Source organism: Rhizobium sp. CC-YZS058 (assembly GCF_034720595.1).
In the GTDB taxonomy this organism is placed as follows: domain Bacteria; phylum Pseudomonadota; class Alphaproteobacteria; order Rhizobiales; family Rhizobiaceae; genus Ferranicluibacter.
Window position 1 is genome coordinate 3355527 of the sequence record NZ_JAYESJ010000001.1, and the last position, 19883, is coordinate 3375409.

The 19883-nt window shown below is 64.0% G+C and carries 18 protein-coding genes, 1 tRNA gene and 1 riboswitch; of the genes, 10 read left to right on the forward strand and 9 right to left on the reverse strand.

What is annotated here, in order from left to right:
• Positions 1 to 8: 8 nt before the first annotated feature.
• Genes U8330_RS16070 through U8330_RS16080 form a run of 3 tightly spaced genes read left to right on the forward strand, consistent with a single transcriptional unit; the run spans position 9 to position 2863 of the window.
• The gene (locus U8330_RS16070) at positions 9 to 2222 is read left to right on the forward strand and encodes an FAD-dependent oxidoreductase (protein ID WP_323106254.1); all 2214 of its coding nucleotides are present in this window, start codon (positions 9 to 11) and stop codon (positions 2220 to 2222) included.
• Between the two features lie 58 nt (positions 2223 to 2280).
• A complete protein-coding gene (locus tag U8330_RS16075; protein ID WP_323106255.1) occupies positions 2281 to 2562 on the forward strand; it encodes a type II toxin-antitoxin system RelB/DinJ family antitoxin in 282 nt (93 codons plus the stop codon).
• Positions 2549 to 2863 carry a type II toxin-antitoxin system YafQ family toxin gene (locus tag U8330_RS16080; RefSeq protein WP_323106256.1) on the forward strand — a complete coding sequence of 105 codons (315 nt, stop codon included), beginning with the start codon at positions 2549 to 2551 and terminating at the stop codon, positions 2861 to 2863. Before U8330_RS16075 ends, U8330_RS16080 begins: the two co-directional genes overlap by 14 nt.
• Before the next feature lie 80 nt (positions 2864 to 2943).
• Here the strand turns inward: U8330_RS16080 and U8330_RS16085 are convergent, their stop codons facing one another.
• From U8330_RS16085 to U8330_RS16100, 4 genes are all read right to left on the reverse strand, one after another.
• A complete protein-coding gene (locus tag U8330_RS16085) occupies positions 2944 to 3948 on the reverse strand; it encodes a Tim44 domain-containing protein (RefSeq protein ID WP_323106257.1) in 1005 nt (334 codons plus the stop codon).
• A 183-nt stretch (positions 3949 to 4131) separates the two neighbouring features.
• Positions 4132 to 5169, reverse strand: coding sequence for a glycerophosphodiester phosphodiesterase family protein (locus U8330_RS16090; protein ID WP_323106258.1), 1038 nt, complete (start codon positions 5167 to 5169; stop codon positions 4132 to 4134).
• A gap of 129 nt (positions 5170 to 5298) precedes the next feature.
• The gene (locus U8330_RS16095) at positions 5299 to 5742 is read right to left on the reverse strand and encodes a DUF4174 domain-containing protein (protein ID WP_323106259.1); all 444 of its coding nucleotides are present in this window, start codon (positions 5740 to 5742) and stop codon (positions 5299 to 5301) included.
• Between the two features lie 85 nt (positions 5743 to 5827).
• Positions 5828 to 7192, reverse strand: a complete 1365-nt coding sequence (locus U8330_RS16100; protein ID WP_323106260.1) for an Nramp family divalent metal transporter — start codon at positions 7190 to 7192, stop codon at positions 5828 to 5830.
• Between the two features lie 315 nt (positions 7193 to 7507).
• On the opposite strand from U8330_RS16100, the gene mntR reads away from it, so the two are divergent.
• Positions 7508 to 7957: a manganese-binding transcriptional regulator MntR gene (gene mntR, locus U8330_RS16105; protein ID WP_323106261.1), complete on the forward strand. Its 450-nt coding sequence runs from the start codon at positions 7508 to 7510 to the stop codon at positions 7955 to 7957.
• A gap of 5 nt (positions 7958 to 7962) precedes the next feature.
• On the opposite strand, the gene U8330_RS16110 is transcribed toward mntR, so the two are convergent.
• Complete coding sequence (locus U8330_RS16110; protein WP_323106262.1) at positions 7963 to 9177, reverse strand: calcium:proton antiporter; 1215 nt, start codon at positions 9175 to 9177, stop codon at positions 7963 to 7965.
• A 229-nt stretch (positions 9178 to 9406) separates the two neighbouring features.
• Here U8330_RS16110 and U8330_RS16115 point away from each other — a divergent pair, with 229 nt between their 5' ends.
• The 3 genes from U8330_RS16115 to U8330_RS16125 are packed head-to-tail and all read left to right on the forward strand — an operon-like array spanning position 9407 to position 11325.
• Positions 9407 to 10057: a helix-turn-helix transcriptional regulator gene (locus U8330_RS16115; RefSeq protein ID WP_323106263.1), complete on the forward strand. Its 651-nt coding sequence runs from the start codon at positions 9407 to 9409 to the stop codon at positions 10055 to 10057.
• A gap of 7 nt (positions 10058 to 10064) precedes the next feature.
• Positions 10065 to 10886 (forward strand): hypothetical protein, encoded by an 822-nt coding sequence (locus U8330_RS16120; protein WP_323106264.1) that lies wholly within the window; start codon positions 10065 to 10067, stop codon positions 10884 to 10886.
• 37 nt (positions 10887 to 10923) lie between these two features.
• Positions 10924 to 11325: a tellurite resistance TerB family protein gene (locus U8330_RS16125; RefSeq protein WP_323106265.1), complete on the forward strand. Its 402-nt coding sequence runs from the start codon at positions 10924 to 10926 to the stop codon at positions 11323 to 11325.
• A 33-nt stretch (positions 11326 to 11358) separates the two neighbouring features.
• Here the strand turns inward: U8330_RS16125 and U8330_RS16130 are convergent, their stop codons facing one another.
• Entirely contained in the window at positions 11359 to 12228 is an 870-nt protein-coding gene (locus U8330_RS16130; protein WP_323106266.1) for a transporter substrate-binding domain-containing protein, read from the reverse strand.
• A gap of 57 nt (positions 12229 to 12285) precedes the next feature.
• On the opposite strand from U8330_RS16130, the gene U8330_RS16135 reads away from it, so the two are divergent.
• A complete protein-coding gene (locus tag U8330_RS16135) occupies positions 12286 to 14211 on the forward strand; it encodes a glycosyltransferase family 2 protein (RefSeq protein ID WP_323106267.1) in 1926 nt (641 codons plus the stop codon).
• Positions 14212 to 14476: 265 nt separating this feature from the next.
• On the opposite strand, the gene U8330_RS16140 is transcribed toward U8330_RS16135, so the two are convergent.
• From U8330_RS16140 to U8330_RS16150, 3 genes are all read right to left on the reverse strand, one after another.
• On the reverse strand, positions 14477 to 16192 hold the full coding sequence (locus U8330_RS16140) for a M10 family metallopeptidase C-terminal domain-containing protein (protein ID WP_323106268.1): 1716 nt from the start codon (positions 16190 to 16192) through the stop codon (positions 14477 to 14479).
• A gap of 334 nt (positions 16193 to 16526) precedes the next feature.
• A tRNA-Gly gene (locus U8330_RS16145) sits at positions 16527 to 16600 on the reverse strand.
• A gap of 74 nt (positions 16601 to 16674) precedes the next feature.
• Entirely contained in the window at positions 16675 to 17772 is a 1098-nt protein-coding gene (locus U8330_RS16150) for a 2'-deoxycytidine 5'-triphosphate deaminase (protein ID WP_323106269.1), read from the reverse strand.
• A 90-nt stretch (positions 17773 to 17862) separates the two neighbouring features.
• Positions 17863 to 17941: riboswitch (SAM riboswitch) on the forward strand.
• A gap of 41 nt (positions 17942 to 17982) precedes the next feature.
• Here U8330_RS16150 and U8330_RS16155 point away from each other — a divergent pair.
• Both U8330_RS16155 and apaG read left to right on the forward strand, forming a co-directional pair.
• Positions 17983 to 19167 carry an O-succinylhomoserine sulfhydrylase gene (locus tag U8330_RS16155; protein WP_323106270.1) on the forward strand — a complete coding sequence of 395 codons (1185 nt, stop codon included), beginning with the start codon at positions 17983 to 17985 and terminating at the stop codon, positions 19165 to 19167.
• 134 nt (positions 19168 to 19301) lie between these two features.
• A complete protein-coding gene (apaG, locus tag U8330_RS16160) occupies positions 19302 to 19694 on the forward strand; it encodes a Co2+/Mg2+ efflux protein ApaG (RefSeq protein ID WP_323106271.1) in 393 nt (130 codons plus the stop codon).
• Positions 19695 to 19883 lie beyond the last annotated feature (189 nt).

The following is a 19883-nucleotide window of genomic DNA, read 5'->3' on the forward strand; positions in this document are numbered from 1 at the left end:
GAGAGACCATGAGCTACACCAATTTCACGCTGGAGACGGATCAGAACGGCATCGCGCTTGTGACCTGGGACATGCCGGGCAAGTCGATGAACGTCATTACCCAGGAGGTGCTGGCCGAACTCGATGCGATCGTTGACCAGGTGGCGGGCGATGCAGCGATCAAGGGCGCCGTCATCACCTCTGGCAAGGCGGCCTTTTCCGGCGGCGCCGATCTCTCCATGATCAAGGGCATGTTCTCCTTCTACGAGGAGCAGAAGGCGATCGATCCGGACCAGGCGGCGGCCAAGCTCTTCGAGCTCGCCGGCAGCCTGACGCGGGTATTCCGCAAGCTGGAAACCAGCGGCAAGCCTTGGGTGTCGGCGATCAACGGCACCTGCATGGGCGGCGCCTTCGAGCTTTCGCTCGCTTGCCATGGCCGCATCGCCTCCAATCAGAAATCGGTGAAGATCGCCCTGCCCGAGGTCAAGGTCGGCATCTTCCCCGGTGCCGGCGGCACGCAGCGCGTGCCGCGGCTGACCAATGCGCAGGACGCGCTGCAGATGATGACGACCGGCCAGACGCTGACGCCGCAGCGCGCCAAGGCCATGGGCCTCGTCCACGCGCTCGCAGAACCCGACGCGCTAATCGACACGGCCAAGGCGATGATCCGCGATGGGCTGAAGCCCGTGCAGCCCTGGGACGAGCGTGGCTTCAAGGCACCGGGCGGCGGCATCTGGACGCCGGCCTCGGCGCAGCTCTGGCCGGCCGCCTCCGGCATTCTGCGCCGCGAGACCTATGGCAACTATCCGGGTGCACATGCCATCCTCAAATGCGTCTATGAGGGGCTGCAGGTGCCCTTCGACACGGGCCTGAAAATCGAGCAGCGCTATTTCACCGAGATCCTCCAGACGACCGAGGCCTTCTCGATGATCCGCTCGCTGTTCATTTCCATGCAGGAACTGGGCAAGGGGGCCCGCCGGCCGGGGGGCGTGGACAAGACGAAATTCGAGACGATCGGCGTCGTCGGCGCCGGTTTCATGGGCGCCTCGATCGCCTATGTAGCCGCCGCCGCCGGCATCAAGGTCATCCTCATCGACCGCGACGAGGAAGCAGCCGCCAAGGGCAAGAGCCATTCGGAAGGGCTGGTCAAGGATTCGGTCCGCAAGGGCCGGATCAGCCAGGACGATGGCGTGGCGCTGCTCGACAGGATCACGCCCACGGCCGATTATGGCGCGCTTTCGGATGTGAAGCTGGTCATCGAGGCCGTGTTCGAGGACCGGAAGGTCAAGACCGATGTGATTGCCAAGGTGGAGGCGGTGCTGGCCGAGGATGCGATTTTTGCCTCCAACACCTCCACCCTGCCGATTTCCGGCCTCGCCGAGGCCTCGAAGCGGCCGGATCGCTTCATCGGCATTCACTTCTTCTCGCCAGTGGAAAAGATGACGCTGACCGAGGTGATCCTCGGCGAGAAGACCGGGGACGCTGCACTCGCCGCCGCGCTCGATTTCGTCGGCCAGATCAAGAAGACGCCGATCGTCGTCAACGATACGCGCGGCTTCTACGTCAACCGCTGCGTCTTCCGCTACATCCACGAAGCCTATGACATGCTGCTCGAGGGCGTGCCGCCGGCCATGATCGAGAATGCCGCCAAGATGGCCGGCATGCCGGTCGGCCCGCTTTCGCTCAACGACGAGGTCGCGATCGACCTGTCTCAGAAGATCCTCAAGGCCTCCATCGCCGATCTCGGCGCGGCCTCGGTCGACCCGCGGCATATGGCGCTGATCAACACGATGGTCGACGATCTCGACCGGCGGGGCCGAAAGAACGGCAAGGGCTTCTACGACTATCCGGCCAAGCCGGCGAAGAAACACCTCTGGCAGGGGCTGAGCGAACTCTTCCCAAAGAAGCCGGCGGAAGCAGTCGGCGTCGAAAGGCTGAAGCAGCGCTTCCTCGTCACCATCGCGCTCGAAGCCGCCCGCACGATCGAGGAAGGCATCGTTACCGATCCGCGCGAGGCCGATGTCGGCTCCATCCTCGGCTTCGGCTTTGCGCCCTACACCGGCGGAACGCTCTCCTATATCGACGGCATGGGCTTGAAAACCTTCGCCGCGCTCTGCGAGACGCTCGCCCGCGACCACGGCAGCCACTTCGCGCCGACCCCTCTCATCAAGGAAATGGCTGAGCGCGGCGAAACCTTCTACGGCCGCTTCGATCCCTATGGTGCGGTCGAGAAGGCGGCCTGAGGGCGGAGCCCTTGCGCACATCCCACCCACAGGGCAAGCTGCGCGCAGAGGATCGGCCATGACCGCACGCACATCCATACTGCATATTCAGGTGGACGATGAGACGAGAGAGAGGGCAGCTCAGGCACTCGATGCCATGGGGCTGTCTCTTTCGGACGGCATCGGCCTGTTCCTTCGGCGCGTGCGCGACGAGCAGGACCTGCCCTTCGATCTCGCACGTCCGAATGCCGAGACCCGCGCGGCCATGCAGGAAGCAAATTCGATCGTCGCTGGGAACACGCCCCGCTTCGAAAACGGCCCTGCGCTGATCGACGCGCTCGACAGCGGTGAAGACCGGTAAGCGGGCCGCGCCTCCGCGGCGCGCCGATTTTACCAGGGCCTTCCTGAGAGATTGGGAACGGCTTTCCTGCTCCGGCCGGCTCGGCCTGGCGCGGATGAAGGAGGCGATGTTATTGTTGATCGCCAATGATGGACCGCTTCCGGCGCAGTCGATGGATCACCCCCTCAAAGGCACTCTCAGCGCCTTTCGGGAATGCCATATCGGTGGCGATTTTCTGTTGATGTACCGGCTGGAGGAAGGGGCGCCCGGGCTTGTGGTCTTCGTGCGTGCAGGTACGCATGCCGCCCTCTTCGAGAGCTGACGCGACCCCTTAGACGGCAGCGCTGCATAAAAAAAGGGAAGGATGGCGCCTCCCCTTTTCCTGTCATGTGTAGTCGAAACTCAACCCTGCACGCCCTGGATGGCCGAAACCTGCCATTGGGTGTTGGGGCGGCGGAAGAAGGTCCAGATTTCCGTTGCTTCCGTCGGCCGGTCCGGATCGCCTTCGACCACCTTGCCGGTCGCACGGTCGCGGGTGACGTCGATGCTCTCATAGCGCATGGCGACCGTGGCGTACTCGCCACCTTCTTCGCGCCAAGCCTCGGCGAGATCGCCCTGCAGCAGGCGGACGTCGCGCACCTCGTTGCGTACGCCGTTGGTGGCGTTTTCGCTCAGTTCTTCGGCAAGCCAGCTCATGGCCTCCGGCGTGGTCAGCCGGCGCAGCGCACCGTAATCCTCGGCGCCATAGGCCGTCTGAACATCCTTCAGCATCGTCTCGAACCGGTCGAGATCGGCCGGGCCGATGCCGATTTCATCGCTCACGCCGGCGCGCTTCGGCGCTGCGGCCGCCTGTGCCGCCGGGCCACCACCGATCTTCGGAATGGTGAAGCCGGCGCCGCCCGGACGTCCATCATAGCCGCCATTCGCCTCGCGCGCGGAGCCATAGGCACCAGCCGGGCGCGGCGCGTTGCGGCGGGCGAAGAAGCGCATGGCGAGCATGACGAGGCCGGCGATCAGCAGGAGCTGGAAGAGCATGCCGAACATGCCGGCGACGCCGCCGAAGCCATGGCCCATCATCATGCCGATCAGGCCGCCCAGCGCGAGACCGCCGAGCAGCGAGCCGCCGAAGCCGGAGAAGAAGCCGCCGGGCCGGCGCGCCTGCGCCGTCTGGCCGATGCCGGGCTGGGTCTGGTTGGCGCCTGGACGCGTCGTCTGCGGCGTCATCGTCCGCTCGACGGGGGCCGCCGGAGCGGGCGCGGTGCGGGTGACCGGAGGAGCGGAGAAGGTGCGCGTTCCACGGCTGCCGAACCCGCCGCCGGCGCGCCGCGCCTCCGCGAAATCCGTGGCCGCGACGACGACCGTGAGTGCCACGGCGACCATTGCGAGCGAGCGTGAAAAGCGAGCCATGTTCAATCTGTTCCTTGTCCTCAAGACCCGCATCCCATCCGCGGGTTGCCTCCTATATGGGGAGGCAGCGGGGTTCCTGAAAGACCAAAGCACGCTTTCGGACCAACTGGCCCATCACAATCACGCCATCGCCGCTTGACCCTCCGCCGACCGCGCCTGTGCCGGGCGTCTTGAAAGGAACCCTCAGTTGGTCAGATCATAGGGGATCCGGTAGCCGTTCTGGTCGAGCCAGGCGATCAGCGCTTTCGGTTCGTCAGTCTGCAGAATGGTGGCGCCGCGGTCGATCCAGAATCCCCAGCTTTCGGCAAACCGGCCATCGCGCACCGCCAGCTCATCGCCCCGGCCGCCGGCCTGCGGGCCCGGCGCGCGGTTGACGATCGGATAGGTGTTGGCCCAGAGATGCCAGTTGCCGCGAATGGCGGCGGCCCTCGCCTTGGCGGAGAAAAGCGGCCCGCCATCGGCGGTCAGCGGCGTGCCGTCGACATGCCAGTGGACGAGCTCGGCGGCCGGTGCATGGGTCGCGGAGGTGGCGCGGGCCATGAAGCCCGCCTCGCGAACGGCATCATCGGCCAGGATCGGCAGGAAGGTGACATCCGGTCCGACAGCGGCGATGAGAGACCTCGCCTCGCCGATCCGCGTCTCGTTCCAGAGGTTTTCCTTGATCAGGATCTCCTGCGCCATGCCATGGGCACGGGCAAGCGCCGCCACGCGCGGCAGGATCTTGCGCGTCAGCTTGTTGTCGATATTGACGAGGATCTGCCCTTTGGTGACGGCGAAGGCGTCTTCCAAGGTCGGCACGGTCTCCTGCGTCGCGCGGCCGGTGCCCTCGATGACGAGATGGCAGGTTTTCAGGCGGGCAAGCGACGTCTTCGCCGTCTCGCCGCGGCAGGTCGTGGTGCGGTCGAGAAAATCGTCATGCATCAGCACCAGCGTGCCGTCGCTGGTTTGGCGGACGTCCAGCTCGATCATCTCTGCGCCAAGCGCGATGGCGTTGCGGATCGCTTCCAGCGAATTTTCCGGCCGCACGATCCGGCCATTCTCCTTCCACCCCGTTCGGTGGGCAACGACCATGACATGGGCGCGCCACTGATTGGCATCGGTCAGTCGGCCAAGGATCTGGCTGGTCCGGGTTACCTCGGCGGCGCGCGGAGCGCGTGGCGAAACAGGTGCCGGCGCTGCAGCCAGCGCGAGGCCGGCGAGAAGGAGGAAAGGCCAACGCATGGTCGAAGCTCCCGAACTGTATCCGTTCGGACAGCGGGTAGAGCATGGGGATGACAGACGGGTGACCGCGTCGTGACGCGGCGATGACGTCTCCGTTTCACGCCGATGACAGGGAGGGACGACGGGCGATCACGGCCGGGAGGACTTTGCCCCTCGCTGCTCCCCGGCGCGCATCGGCATCGCGTCGATCAGGCCGAACAGCGCCTCCGCGGTGACCGGGCGGTCCTGGCGCAGCTTCACCCCGCCATCCTTGCCGATCAGAACGGCCTGGAAGCCGCTGGCGCTCGGATCGATCTTGGCGGCGTTCAGAAGCTCTCCGGCGGTGACCCCCGGCGCATTGCCGTAAAGCGGCGTCACCGTGTCGCCGCTCACCTGCAGCACGACCATGTCGCGCTCGGCAAGCGCGGCTCGCTGCGCGGCGATCCCCTGCCGCTGCTGCGCGAGCATGCTGTTCCCGGCCCCTGCGACCACCAGCAGCACGCGGTTCTTCCAGGCGAAGGTATCGAGCCCCGCGGTGCTGGCCAGACCTGGCACGAAACAGGCGAAGATGAGAGCGGCAAGGAGGGCTTTCATGACCGGCCTTTCACGAAGCGGGAATGGCCGGAAAACGGCCGAGGTCGCCCGGCCGTTCCCTCACGTCTGCGCGAGGCGCGCGCTCTCAGCTGAAGAAGGTGTCGATCAGCAGCTTGATGTTGAGCACGACGATGATGGCCGCGACGATCCAGGCCAGAACGCCCACCCAGCGCGACACCACGAAGCGGCCCATCTTCTCCCTGTCGGTGACGAAGCTGACCAGCGGAATGACGGCGAAGGGCAGCTGCATGGAGAGGATGACCTGGCTCAGCACAAGAAGCTCGGCCGTGCCGCGCTCGCCATAGATCCAGGTGATGATGACGACCGGAACGATGGCGATGCCGCGGGTGATCAGCCGGCGCGCCCAGTTGGGGATGCGCAGCTGCAGGAAGCCTTCCATGACGATCTGACCGGCCAGTGTGGCGGTGATGGTGGAATTGAGGCCCGAGGCGAGCAGCGCGACGGCGAAGAGCGTCGAGGCGATGCCGAGGCCGAGCAGCGGCGACAGCAGCTCGTAGGCCTGCTCGATCTCCGCCACCTCCGTACGCCCCGAGGTGTGGAAGACCGCCGCGGCGACGATGAGGATCGAGGCATTGATGAACAGGGCCAGCATGAGGGCGATGGTGCTGTCGGCGGTGGCGAATTTGATCGCTTCCCGCTTGCCGGCCTCGGTCCGCTCATAGGCGCGCGTCTGCACGATCGAGGAGTGCAGGTAGAGGTTATGCGGCATGACGGTGGCGCCGATGATGCCGATGGCGATGTAGAGCATGGCCGGGTTGGAAACGATCTCCGCCGAAGGCAGGAAGCCGGCCAGAACGGCGGCCACCGGCGGCTGGGCGGCGATGACCTGAACGATGAAGCAACCGGCAATGATGGTCAGCAGCGCGATGACGAAGGCTTCCAGGAAGCGGAAGCCGCGATGCATGAGGAAGAGCAGGAGCACGGCATCCGCCGCGGTGATCAGCGCGCCACCGATGAGCGGAATGCCGAACAGGAGCTTGAGCGCGATGGCCGTGCCGATCACCTCGGCGAGATCGCAGGCGATGATGGCGATCTCACAGGCGATCCAGAGCACGAAGCCGACGGGGCGCGGATAGGCATCGCGACAGGCCTGCGCCAGATCGCGCCCGGTGGCGATTCCGAGTCGCGCGGCGAGCGACTGCAGAAGAATGGCCATCAGGTTGGAGAGCAGGATGACGGTCAGCAGCGTATAGCCGAACTGGGCGCCCCCGGCGATGTCGGTCGCCCAGTTGCCGGGATCCATGTAACCGACCGAGACCATGTAGCCGGGACCGACGAAGGCGAGGAAGCGCCGGAACCAGAGCCCGCCCTTCGGCACCGACACGCTCGAATGAACATCCGCCAGGCTGCGGCGCTCCTCCCCCGGTTCGGCATGGCGCCAGCCGGCATGGGGTCGATCGGTGGAAAGCAGGGTATCGTGAGGCGACATGGAGGCTCCGGAAACGGACCGCCTGGATCGGACAGGCAGAAAAGGCACGAGACGACAAATCGAGCGGAGAGCGGCTGCGGCAGGAGGAGGCAGGATTGCCCGCGCGACGCAGCACGTCCAACGACACGGAAGCTAGGGCAGCCCCCAACATTATGCAAGAGGCTATATTTCATTGATCCTGCTTTTATTGCGGCGCACCCAGGAAGGGCGCGGGATGCCGGCGGTGGATGCCGCGAGAAAGGCGCTAGGATTTGCGGTTCCTCATGCTAAGACGCCGGGACCCGATGTTCCAACCAGGCGAGGACGACGAGACCCGTGGCGCGCCGTACCGTTCCCCGCGCTGATCCGCTTCCGCGCGCGGAGATCCACTCCGAAGGCTTCCGGCAGACCCGGGAGGCGCGCAAGGGCGCGCTGATCGAGGACTATGTCGAGCTGATCGCCGATCTGATCGAGGACGGCAACGAAGCCCGCCAGGTCGACATTGCCGCGCGGCTGGGCGTGGCGCAGCCGACGGTCGCCAAGATGCTGGCCCGGCTGGCGGCGGATGGGCTGGTCTCGCGCAAGCCCTATCGCGGGGTGTTTCTGACGGAAGCCGGCCAAAAGATGGCCCATGCCAGCCGCGAGCGCCACCAGACCGTGGAAGCGCTGCTGAAGTGCCTCGGCGTCAGCACCGAAACGGCGCGGATCGATGCCGAGGGCATCGAGCATCATGTCAGCGAGGAAACGCTGGAAGCGTTCCGCCGCTTCATTGCCGGCAAGGTCTGAAGCGACTAGAGCCCCAGAAGCGACAGCATGATGAAGGTGGCGAACAGCACGAAATGCGTCATGCCCTCGATCGCATTGGTCTCGCCATCATTGAGGTTGATCGCCGCGGCGATGAGCGTGATGGTGATCATCACCGTCTGCACCGGCGACATGGCCATGATGAAGGGCTGGCCGGTATAGAGCGCAATGCCTTCCATGACCGGCACGGTGAGGATGACGGTGGACAGCGAGGCGCCGAGCGCGATGTTGACGACCGACTGCATGCGGTTGGCGAGCGCGGCACGCAGCGCCGTCATGATCTCCGGCGAGGCGGAAATGGCGGCGACCACGATGGCGGCCAGGATCGGCGGCGCGCCGCTTCCTTCGAGACCGGCATCCATCAGGCCGGAAAGCAGCTCCGCCAAACCGCCGATGATGACGACCCCGGCAATGAGCACGGCAATGGAGCGGGACGCGGGCTCGTCTTCCGCCTCCTCATGCGCCTCGCTCGGCGCCGGAACGACGGCCTGGGCCGGTGCGGCAGCAGCGGACGATCCGACGGCCGCCCCCGCGGAGACCGATGCGGAGGCCGCGGCGGGCACAGCCGCGCCCGGCTTGCCGGCCGGGGCCACGCGGCGGGTCTTGGGATAGCTGTAGCTGAAGAAATAGCTGTGCGGGCCGACCTGCATGCGCAGGAACACGGTATAGAGCGTGATCATCGCCACGATGGTGAAGGCGGAGTAATAGTGCCAGTTTTCGCGCGGCACGAACTCCGGCACGATCATCGAAATGCCCATGGCGGTGAGGATCATCACGCAATAGGTGCGACTCGAATCGTCGTTATAGGGTTGCTCGCCATGCTTGAGGCCTCCGAGCAGGGCGGCAAGGCCGAGGATGCCGTTGATATCCAGCATGACGGCGGAATAGATCGTGTCGCGCACGAGCGTCGGCGAACTTCCGGCCGTGCTCATCAGAATGGCGAGGATGATCACTTCGACCAGAACGGCCGACAGGGTCAGGATCATCGTGCCGTAGGGATCGCCCACCTTGGCGGCCAGCACTTCTGCGTGATGGGCCACGCGCATGGACGCCAGGATGATCGCTCCGACCAGCACCGCAGCGCCGATCAGCGCCACCGTCCGGCCCGCCTCGATCAGGCTGTGCTCGACGAAGAAGGTGGCCAGCCCGACCAGGATCGCCAGGATGAGAAATCGCTCGGAGCGAATGAGAGACAGCACCACGCCGCGTCACCCTGTCTATGTGTTGGAAGGGACCGGGACGAACGGCCGGCCTGGATTGTGAGGGCGAGTATAGGTCGGGGCCACCGCTTTTCAATTGCAGTTTTAGCGCATCCGCCTGCAACAGGATTATTTTCCTCGTTCCCTTTACTCCGGTTTCGGCATTCGCTAATGTCCGCAGAGGAGGCCCAGGAGAACCCGCTGGCAGCCGCCCTTTCGAATGAGGACGCCGATGCTCTCACATGACCGCATCTGGGGTGCGATCGACGCGCTCGCCGAGCGTCACAAGATGTCGCCCTCCGGCCTCGCCCGGCGCGCGGGTCTCGATCCGACATCGTTCAACAAGTCCAAGCGGCATTCGGCCGACGGGCGCGAGCGCTGGCCCTCGACGGAATCGATCTCCAAAGTGCTGGATGCCACGGGCTCGACCATCACCCAGTTCATGGAGTTCTTGCGCAGCGAAGGCGAAGCGGCGATGGACAGGACCCTGCCCTCGCAGGCCGTTCCGCTTCTCGGCTTCGCCCAGGCCGGCGCCGGCGGATTCTTTGATGATGGCGGCTTCCCCGCCGGGCAAGGCTGGGATGTGGTCGATTTTCCCGCCGCACAGGCCAAGGCCGGGCTTTACGCGCTGGAAATCCAGGGCGACAGCATGATGCCGCTCTATCGCGACGGCGATGTGCTGATCGTCGAGCCGGGCGCGCAGGTGCGCCGCGGCGACCGGGTGGTGGTCAAGACCACCGAGGGCGAGGTCATGGCCAAGGTGCTGATGCGCCAGAGCGCCCGCGCCATCGAACTCCACTCGATCAATCCCGACCATCCCAATCGCAGTTTCGACATGAAGGACATCGAATGGATCGCGCGTATCATCTGGGCCAGCCAGTGAGGACGTGGTGAACCCCGCGCTCCGCTCGGCCGGGGGCGGTCTCGCCTGCCTGGCGCTGACGATCGCCATTCTCTTGAGCGGCAAGGCAGCCATCACCGGCCGGCAAAGCGCCGTCACCCCCGATCTGGTTCTGGAAACGCCGGACATGGGCGAACTGGATGGCGCGGAGGAGAACGGCGCAACCGCCACCGACGGCGGGGACGATGCGGTGCCTGTCCTGCCCGAATCGTCCACCGACAAGACCGATGACCCGGCAGCCTCCAGTGTCACATCCGAACCCCTGCCCCCGCCGCAGGCCCCCGCACCCGCTGCTGCCAAAGACCAGCAGGGCGCTCAAGGGGATGGCGTGGACACCGTGCTGCGCCATCCCGTGGCGCTGGCGGCGGGGCTCGTCGATTTCGAGGGCCGCCAGATCCAGCTTGAAGGCCTGAAGCCGCAATCGCCCGAACGCCGCTGCAAGGGCTCCTCGGGCGAATGGCCGTGCGGCATGCTGGCACGGACCGCCTTTCGCAACTTCCTGCGGGCCCGTGCCCTTGTGTGCCGGACCCCAACGGATGGCTGGAGCGGAACGCTGACCACGCAATGCCTGGTCGGCGGCGACGATCCGGCGCTGTGGCTGGCCGAAAACGGCTGGGCCGAAGCCGAGCCGGGGGCGCCGCTGGCCGCAGCCGTGGAAACCGCCAAGTCGCTGGGCAAGGGCTTCTACCGCCCCGTCAGCGCGCCCGACTCGCGGATGGGCGGCCCCATGCCGGGCACCGTGCCGCCGTCCGACGATCCCTTCGCCGATACGGCCACCGGCCAGGACGCCGCTCCCGAGATCGGTCGCTAGGCATGCGCCCCCTTCCCCAATCAGCAGGGAGCCCGCCTTGACCTCGCATCTGCCCGCTGAGGATGCGCTGATCTATGCCATGGTCATGATGTCGGCCGTCGATCGTGCCATGTCGGCAGGCGAGCTCGAGCAGATCGGTGGATTGCTGCGCACCCTGCCGGTCTTCGCTGATTTCAAGACCGAGCGGCTGGTGACGGTCGCCGAAGATTGCGCGGTGCTGCTTGCCGGACCGGAAGGGCTCGATATCGCGCTCGAACTCATGCGCGAGGCCCTGCCGCCCCGTCTGCGAGAAACGGCCTATGCGCTGGCGGTGGAGATCGCCGTCGTCGATGGCCGCATTCGCAGCGAGGAGATCAGGCTCCTGAAACTGATCAGCGACCGGCTCGACCTCGACCGCCTCGTCTGTGCCGCGATCGAACGTGGCGCCCTTGCCCGCTAACGACGCTAGCCGCGGGAGAAGCGGCCCGCTCGCTCAGTAAATGCCGGTCGGGAAATAGCGCAGATAGATCTCGTTCAGCCGGCCGCTGCGCGACAGCTCCAGCAGCGCATGGTCGAGCGCCTGGGTCAGCGCCGGCTCGTCCTTCCGCGTCATCAGCGACAGGCCTTCGCCAAGGAAGCGCTGCGACATATAGGCTTCTCCCACAAGCTGGCAGCAGCCGGCGGCCTCGCTGCCTGCCGTCCAGAAGGCGAGCTGAAGGCTGTCGGAAAAGACGGAGCCGACCTCTCCGCGCTTCAGCGCTTGCAGAAGCGCGCTGCGCTCGGGAAAACTCTGCGCGTCCCTGCCGGGAAAGAAGGCTTTGAACATCGCTTCATGCGTGGTGCCGGCGACAAGGCCGACAGGCCGTGCGAGGAGGTCCTCCACGCTGGGTGAGGCGGGAAAAGCCTTGCGGTTGGCCGCGAAGCGGGCGGGGAGACGCAGATAAGGGCGGCTGAAGCCGAAGCTGCGGCGCAGCTCCTCGGTCACCGCCACACCGGCCATGACCACCTCGCCCTGCCGATCGCTTAGGCCCGGTTGCAGCTCCGCGAAGGTCATGGCCTGGATCTGGCACTTCGGCTGCACCTCGAGCACGCGACAGATCTCCCGCGCCAGATCGACATGGAAACCGGAGAGGCGGCCGGACTGGTCGATGAAGTTGAAAGGCGGGAAATCGACCGTCGTCAGAAAGCGAAGCCGAGGCAGCACGCTCAGATCCGGCTTGGCGATCCGCTCCCGACTGTCGAAGGCCAGCGGCAGATCCTTGACGGCTTCCTGTGCCCGGAGAGGCACGCCCGCCATGCCCAGAAGTAAGCTTAATAAGAAAAGACTGAAACGCAGGCGTTGCCGCAGGGCCGATCTCGTCATTATCATCCGATCTCACGTGATGGAGGCACTGTTTCAAGCTTCTCGACGGGATTTGCAATGCGTCCTTCAGACTATCTCGCCCCACAGCCGCTGGCCAGAGCCGAGACCGCACCCTGCAGCCCGACACGACCGAGCGACAGCTTCTCGGCCGAGCAGATCGAGGAAGGTCGGACCCTGCTCCGCTTGGGCGTGGCCGGCGGCATGGTTGCGACGCTGATGTGGCAGGCCCAGGCCCGCGGCACGAGCGTGCATCGGGAAGCGCTGGCGAGCGGTCTTGTCGACGAGGCCGCCCTTTTCGAGGCAATGGCCAAAGATCTCGGCCTGCCATTCCGGCGAGAGATCGACCCCAACCAGGTCTCCACCCCGCACCATCTCGACAGCCAGCTTCGCCGACCGGAAATGCTGCGCGTCTATTCGGCCGATCAGCCGCCCATGACCGTCATCGCCCCGACGCTCGCCATTTTTCCGAGGCTGAAAGCGCGGCTGGCCTCCCGACCGGCGCTGGCATCCATGCTCTCGATTGCATCGCCCAGCCTCCTGCGCGACACCGCCTGGAGAGCGGGTGAGCAGCAGCGGCTGCAACAGGCCACCGACACGCTGTTTCGCACCGATCCCGATCTCAGCGCCCGTGTTCTCTGGCGGGGGTGGCAGGGCTTCCTGCTGGGTCTTGGTCTCGCCGTTTCGCTCAGCAGCCTCGTCCTCGCCCCCTTCGGCTGGATTCTCGCCGTCCATGGTCTGTTGACGAGCGTCTATTGCCTGCAATTCCTGCTGCGCGTTTCGGCCTTTGCCGCCACGCGCCGCGGCCAGCCTGCGCCCCGCATTGCAGAGGGAGAGAGGCTGCCTGTCTATTCCATTCTGGTGGCACTTCACGACGAGGCCGCCGTGGTGCCGCAGTTGATCGCCGCACTGAACGCTCTCTCCTGGCCTCGCTCCCGGCTGGACATCAAGCTGGTCTGCGAGGCGGATGACGCAGCGACCCTTCGGGCAGTGGCGGCACAGCGGCTCGGCCCCGACTATGAGGTCGTGCTGGTGCCGCCGTCGCACCCCCGCACCAAGCCCAAGGCGCTGCAATATGCCTTGCCCGGCGTGCGCGGAGACTATGTCACCGTCTATGATGCCGAAGACCGCCCGCACCCCGACCAGCTGCGCGAGGCATTGGCCGCGTTTCGCACCCTGCCGGCGGAGGTGGCCTGCCTTCAGGCGCCGCTCGTCGTCAGCAATGCCCGCAGCTCCTGGCTGAGCGCTCTCTTTGCGGTCGACTATGCCGGGCTTTTCCGTGCCCTCCTGCCGCTGCTGGCAAAACTCGAAGCGCCCCTGCCGCTCGGCGGCACGTCCAACCACTTCAAGACGGACCCGCTGCGCGCGGTGGGCGGCTGGGACCCGTTCAACCTGACCGAGGATGCGGACCTTGGAATGCGCCTGCACCGACTGGGGTACCGCACCGGCGTGCTCAGCCTGCCGACGCTGGAGGATGCGCCGGTGACCCTGCCTGTCTGGCTTGGGCAGCGCACCCGCTGGTACAAGGGCTGGCTGCAGACCTATATCGTGATGATGCGCAAACCGGGTCGGCTCCTGGCCGAACTCGGCCCCCGCGCCTTCCTCCTCGCGCAAGTGACGATCGGCGGCATGCTGCTCTCTGCGCTCGGCCACCCGCTCATTCTGGCTTTCGTCGCCTATCTGCTCTTCGTTCTCTCGACGGGCTCCTCGCTGATCGGCAGGACGATGTCCTCCACTCTGCTCGTAATCGACCTTTTCAATCTTTTCGGCAGCTATGCCATTACCATTGGCCTTGGGCTGGGGGCCATGCAACGGGTGGAGAAGCGGGCCGTGGGATGGCGCTGGCTCCTGGTGCCGGCCTACTGGTTGACGATTTCCGCTGCAGCCTGGTCCGCCGTCCGCGACCTCCGCCGCCGCCCCACCGCCTGGCAAAAGACGCCGCACCGCCCGGCGGAGAAAAGCGACGTCGGACATGGCCTTGAATGAAGGCTCGCGGTCGGCACCGCCAAAGCGTTCGAGGTCCTCCAACAACGGAAAGCCTCCACGGGCGAGCCCGTGGAGGCCAAAGGGCTAGGTTCTTGAAAAAACCGGCGGCGTCACCGGCGCTCGATGTGTAGCGATGCGATCGGCCCGGGACTGTTCCGAAGGAAACATCTTGCGCGACATCCTGACCTGGCCGCAGGGTAACACGCTTTCAGACGGCAACCCGCCATGGCCGTCGCATAAACACGAAGGCGAAGAGAACAATCGTCTAAAGAAGAAAGTCGCCTTCTGATAATTTCGTCACGTTTTGCAAAACGATCGAGAAGTCAGCCTGACCGTCTCCGTTGATGTCGCCGTAAATCTTCGCTTGTGACGACGACGTTTCATAGCGTACCTCACCAGCGAGGCCGTGGAAGACATCCTCGCCGACGAACGTGAAGCTCTGATTTCCAGCCGCACCGAAATTCGCATCGATGACGCGGAGATCAATTCGGTCCCCCTTGGTGAAGTCGAAAATGGTATCGCGTCCGCCCGAAGAGACTGTCGATTCTGTGATGCTATTGTAAACGAACGTGTCCAGACCGCTGCCACCGTAAAGCAAGTCTGCACCTATCGAGCCATGAATTCTATCGTTGCCCGCGTTGCCATACAGCGTGTCATCGCCAGCATACCCCCTCAGGAGATCAGCGCTTTGACCACCGATCATGGTGTTGTTACCGGCAAAAGTCCTGCTGTCAGCTGTGGATGTCGCCGTGGCGTTGACTTCGATGATCAGCGGATGATCGGAGATATCGACCTTGATCTCGCTAACACCGTAATACGTGGCGATGATCGACGTGCCGAGGAGCGGATCGTAGACGTCAACTCTCCCCTCAACCGAACCAAAGGTGACAGTTACTGTCGAGGTCGGGGCAACGATCGCGGACTGGGATAGCTGGCTCCAGATGATCGGTTCCGACCAGACCACCAGATCGACGGATCCATTGGTTTTGCCCAGAACGAGATCTTGTCCCCGGAACGGCATCCCCTTCAAGCAATAGGTAAAATCTTCATTGCCGAGTGAAGTGGTCGCGTATTCATTGTCGGACAGAATAGTTGTTAGGTTGTGTATTGCTGTGGCAGCTAATTTCGGCGTGCCGTCAGCATTGAAAAGACCGTAGTGACTGTTTGCACTACTGGGGCGTAAGTCCGGCTGGAAATCATAGAGTTCATAGAGATAGGTTTTCGCGACCCCCTGATCGAAGGCCGACATCAGGGTGTCCAACGTGTACTTAGCTTGAACGATCTCGCTCACGCCGTTGTACCAGTAGCTCTCCAACGTGTTGTAACCAGCTTCCGTTATAACGACCGGCTTGTCGGGCGCAGAAATTTTTGCGAAGTCGATGAGGTACTCCAGAGCTGCGGAAATATTGCTGGTCGACATCGCGTATGCATGCGAATTCGCATAATCCGTGAATGAGGAAAGATCACCGAGCTGCTTGAAAAGATCGGCATTTGTTGCGCCGATCGACACATTGTAGACTGGGATGTCTTTCAGGATTTCTGACTGTTTTACAGCGCTGTAGAGCTGCTTTTGAACCTCGGCGGCTGACGCAATCGATTTCACTCCACCCACGCTGACCGCATAGATATTGACTTCGTTCGGCCCTTCGATCGCTGCGACACTGCCTGGATAAACCTTCTCCAGCGCCTCGAGCCCGGCAATAAAACCGGCAACGTCCACAGTTTGCTCGGTCAAATGCGGCACCGGCGTGAAATCGAACTTGATGCCGTTCTTCGCGAGAACATTGATGCTGGCAAGGCCGGATGCGTAGGAAGGCAGGTGAGTGCGCACAAGATCGACACCCAAATAGCCAAGGGCCGCAGCGACCTTTGTAGGATCGGCATAGGCCGTTCCACTCTGTCCGACATGAACATTGATACCAATGGTCTCAACAAAAGTTCGTGCCGAGGCAAGTGTCCTGGTCTGAACAGTCGTCATCATCGCGCCTTTCAAGCAAATACAGTCGCGGTGAAGACTCCCTTATAGGTACTAATATTTTCAATTTGGAAACGTTATAATTGCGCAGATCACCTGCGTTCCACATAGCCAACTTTCGTAGCTGCTAGACAACGATTATGAAGGGGTTAACACCGACGGCAACAGGAACGCATGGATGACGTCGGCGAGGCTGAGCGTGCGAAGCAGAAAGGGTTGCGTCAAACAGTTCTTGGCCAATACCAGATCACCGGCAGGTGGGATGAACACAGTGCCAGTCGCAGAGAATGCCCATAGGTAGTGGCTTGAAGCTGCGCATGGAACGAAAGACAAGCCTCTATGGAGCGGGTAGCGGGAATCGAACCCGCGCGTTCAGCTTGGGAAGCTGACAGGCTACCATTACATCATACCCGCAACGCAGCGAGAGCTTTCCCCCATGCCGGCCGGCCTGTCAAGGCCGCCAGTCAGGCGCGGCGGGATGGGCGGGGCTATTCGGCGCGGAAATGCTTGGAAAGCTTGAGGCCCTGGGCCTGGTAGTTGGAGCCGGCGCCGAGGCCGTAGAGGCTGCGGGGACGTTCCAGCATATGCTCATAGACCAAGCGTCCGACGATCTGCCCATGTTCGAGGATGAAGGGCACCTCGTGGCTGCGAACCTCGAGCACCGCACGGCTGCCGCGGCCGCCGGCCAATTCATGACCGAAGCCCGGATCGAAGAAGCCTGCATAATGAACGCGGAATTCGCCCACCAGCGGATCGAAGGGCGTCATCTCGGCGGCATAGAGCGGCGGAACATGCACGGCCTCGCGGGAGACGAGGATATAGAACTCATCGGGATCGAGGATCAGTTCGTCGGAGCCGCGGGCATAGAGAGGCTCCCAGAAGTCATAGATCCCGTGGCCGGCCTTCTTGTCGACATCGACCACCGCCGTATGGTGCTTGCCGCGATAGCCGATCAGCCCATCGGGACCCGTGCCCTTGAGGTCGATCGAGAGCGCGATGCCGCCGCCGGACACGTTGGGGGCTTCGCTGGCAACCAGCGTTTCGCGGGCATGGAGGTCGAGAAGTTCGGCTTCGCTCAGCAAGGCTTGGCCAACGCGAAAGCGGATCTGCGACAGGCGGGAGCCGCGCCGAACGATGACCGGGAAGGTGCGCGGCGAGATTTCAAGGTAGAGCGGTCCCCGATAGCCGGCGGGAATCTTGTCGAACTCCTGCGCCCGGTCGGTGATGACGCGGGTGAAGATGTCGAGCCGGCCGGTCGAGCTCTTCGGATTTGCGGAGGCCGACATGGCGGCCGGCAGATCGAGCCGCTCCATGAGTGGAACGATATAGACACAGCCCGTTTCGAGCACGGCGCCATCGCTCAGATCCACCACATGCAGCTTCAGTCGGTCGAGCTTGTCGGCGACCAGATGGCCAGGGCCCGGCATGAAGCTGGCGCGGACCCGGAAGGCCGTGGCGCCGAGGCGCAGATCCAGGCTCGCCGGCTGGATTTGGTCGGGATCGAGCGGTGCCTCGCTGATCAGCGCGCCGCTTGCAAACAGGCCCTCAATCGCGCCGTCCGCCAGAATGCCGTTGTCGCGCGTCATCGTCCGGCCACCCTTATGCTGCCCTTCATCATCCCGGCGGACAAAATCAGACTAGCCAGATTGACGCAAGCGCGAGCCGGCAGTATGCAAGCCGAATTCCGTGGTGATTTGGCCGGCCGGCTTGCAGCCACGTTAAACAAGTAGCTAAAAAGGCCGGGTGGAAACCGGCCTCATTTTGCGGCCGGTTTTTTTGTTTGAAGGCGATGTTCGATGAGCAATTCCTGGCGCCCGGCCACTCAGCTCGTTCATGGCGGAACCACGCGCTCCAACCATGGCGAAACCTCCGAAGCGATCTTCCTGACACAAGGCTTCGTCTACGAAACCTCTGCGGCTGCCGAAGCGCGGTTCAAGGGCGAGACGGACGGCTTCATCTATGCCCGCTATGGCAGCCCCACCAATGACATGTTCGAGAAGCGCATGTGCATGCTGGAGGGTGCGGAGGATGCGCGCGCCACCGCCTCCGGCATGGCCGCGATCTCGGCCGCCATTCTCTGCCAGCTGAAGGCGGGAGACCATATCGTCGCGGCCCGTGCGCTTTTCGGCTCCTGCCGCTGGGTCGTGGAAACCCTGGCGCCGAAATACGGCATCGAATGCACGCTGGTCGACGGGCGCTTCATCGAGAACTGGGAAAAGGCGGTTCGTCCCAATACCAAGGTCTTCTTCCTGGAAAGCCCGACCAATCCGACGCTGGAAGTGGTCGACATCGCCGCAGTGGCGAAACTCGCCGACAGCGTCGGCGGCAAGCTGGTCGTGGACAATGTCTTTGCGACGCCGCTGCTGCAGAAGCCGCTGGAGCTCGGCGCTCATGTCGTCGTCTATTCGGCCACCAAGCACATCGACGGCCAGGGCCGGTGCCTGGGCGGCGTCATCCTTTCGTCCAAGGACTGGATCGACGAGCATCTGCACGATTATTTCCGCCATACCGGCCCGTCCCTGTCGCCCTTCAACGCCTGGACCCTGCTGAAGGGCATCGAGACGCTGCCGCTGCGCGTCGGGCAACAGACGGCCAATGCCGCCCTGGCAGCCGATTTCCTGGCCGATCAGGCACAGGTGGCGCGCGTCATCTATCCGGGCCGCAAGGACCATCCGCAGGCCGAGATCATCGCCCGCCAGATGAAGGGCGGCTCGACGCTCGTCTGCTTCGAGCTGAAGGGCGGCAAGGAAGCGGCTTTTGCCCTGCAGGACGCGCTGAAGATCATCCGCATCTCCAACAATCTCGGCGATTCCAAGAGCCTGATTACCCACCCCGCCACGACGACGCACAAGAACCTGACGGACGAAGCCCGCGCAGAACTCGGCATTTCGCCCGGCACCGTTCGCCTTTCGCTCGGCATCGAGGACGGCGCCGATCTGGTGGAAGACCTGGCACAGGCGCTGCGCAGCGTTTCGGCCTGATCTGCAAAGCCGGACCGCGGCAGGTCTGCCCTGCTGCGGCCCGTTTCGATCGCGCACAGCAACACGCATCTGTTATCGTTCGGGAAACGATCTTGTCTTAGACTTCAGCCAGGAACGCTGGAGACTTTGGAAGCATGTACCGCGCGCTGACACGCGATATCGAGGTGACAGTCGAGCCCTATTATCTGGAAGAGCAATCTGACCCGGACGATGGTCGCTATGTCTGGGGCTATCGCATCCAGATTGCCAACCATTCCTCCCGAACCGTGCGGCTGATGACCCGCTACTGGCACATCACCGATGAGAACGGGCAGGTGGACGAGGTCAACGGGCCGGGCGTGATCGGCGAACAACCCGTGCTCAACCCCGGCGAAAGCTTCGAATATTCCTCCGGCTGCCCGCTCGACACACCCTCCGGCATGATGTTCGGCCACTATTCCATGATCACGGCCGATGGCGAAACCTTCACCGTCGATATTCCGGCTTTCTCGCTGGATGCACCGGGGCTGACGCGGACGTTGAATTGAAGGCAGGACGCAAGCCGAACGCATCGCGTGGCCGCATCGCCAACCGCCAAGCGACGGCGCTATGCTCGAACATTTCGGGAAGCTTCTATCCCAGATCGTCCTGCCAGAAAAACCAAAGCCACCCCGAAGGGTGGCTTGGCGACGAACTCCCGTTGCCGGGCGGCGAAAGGGCTTTTGACCCCCGCAGAT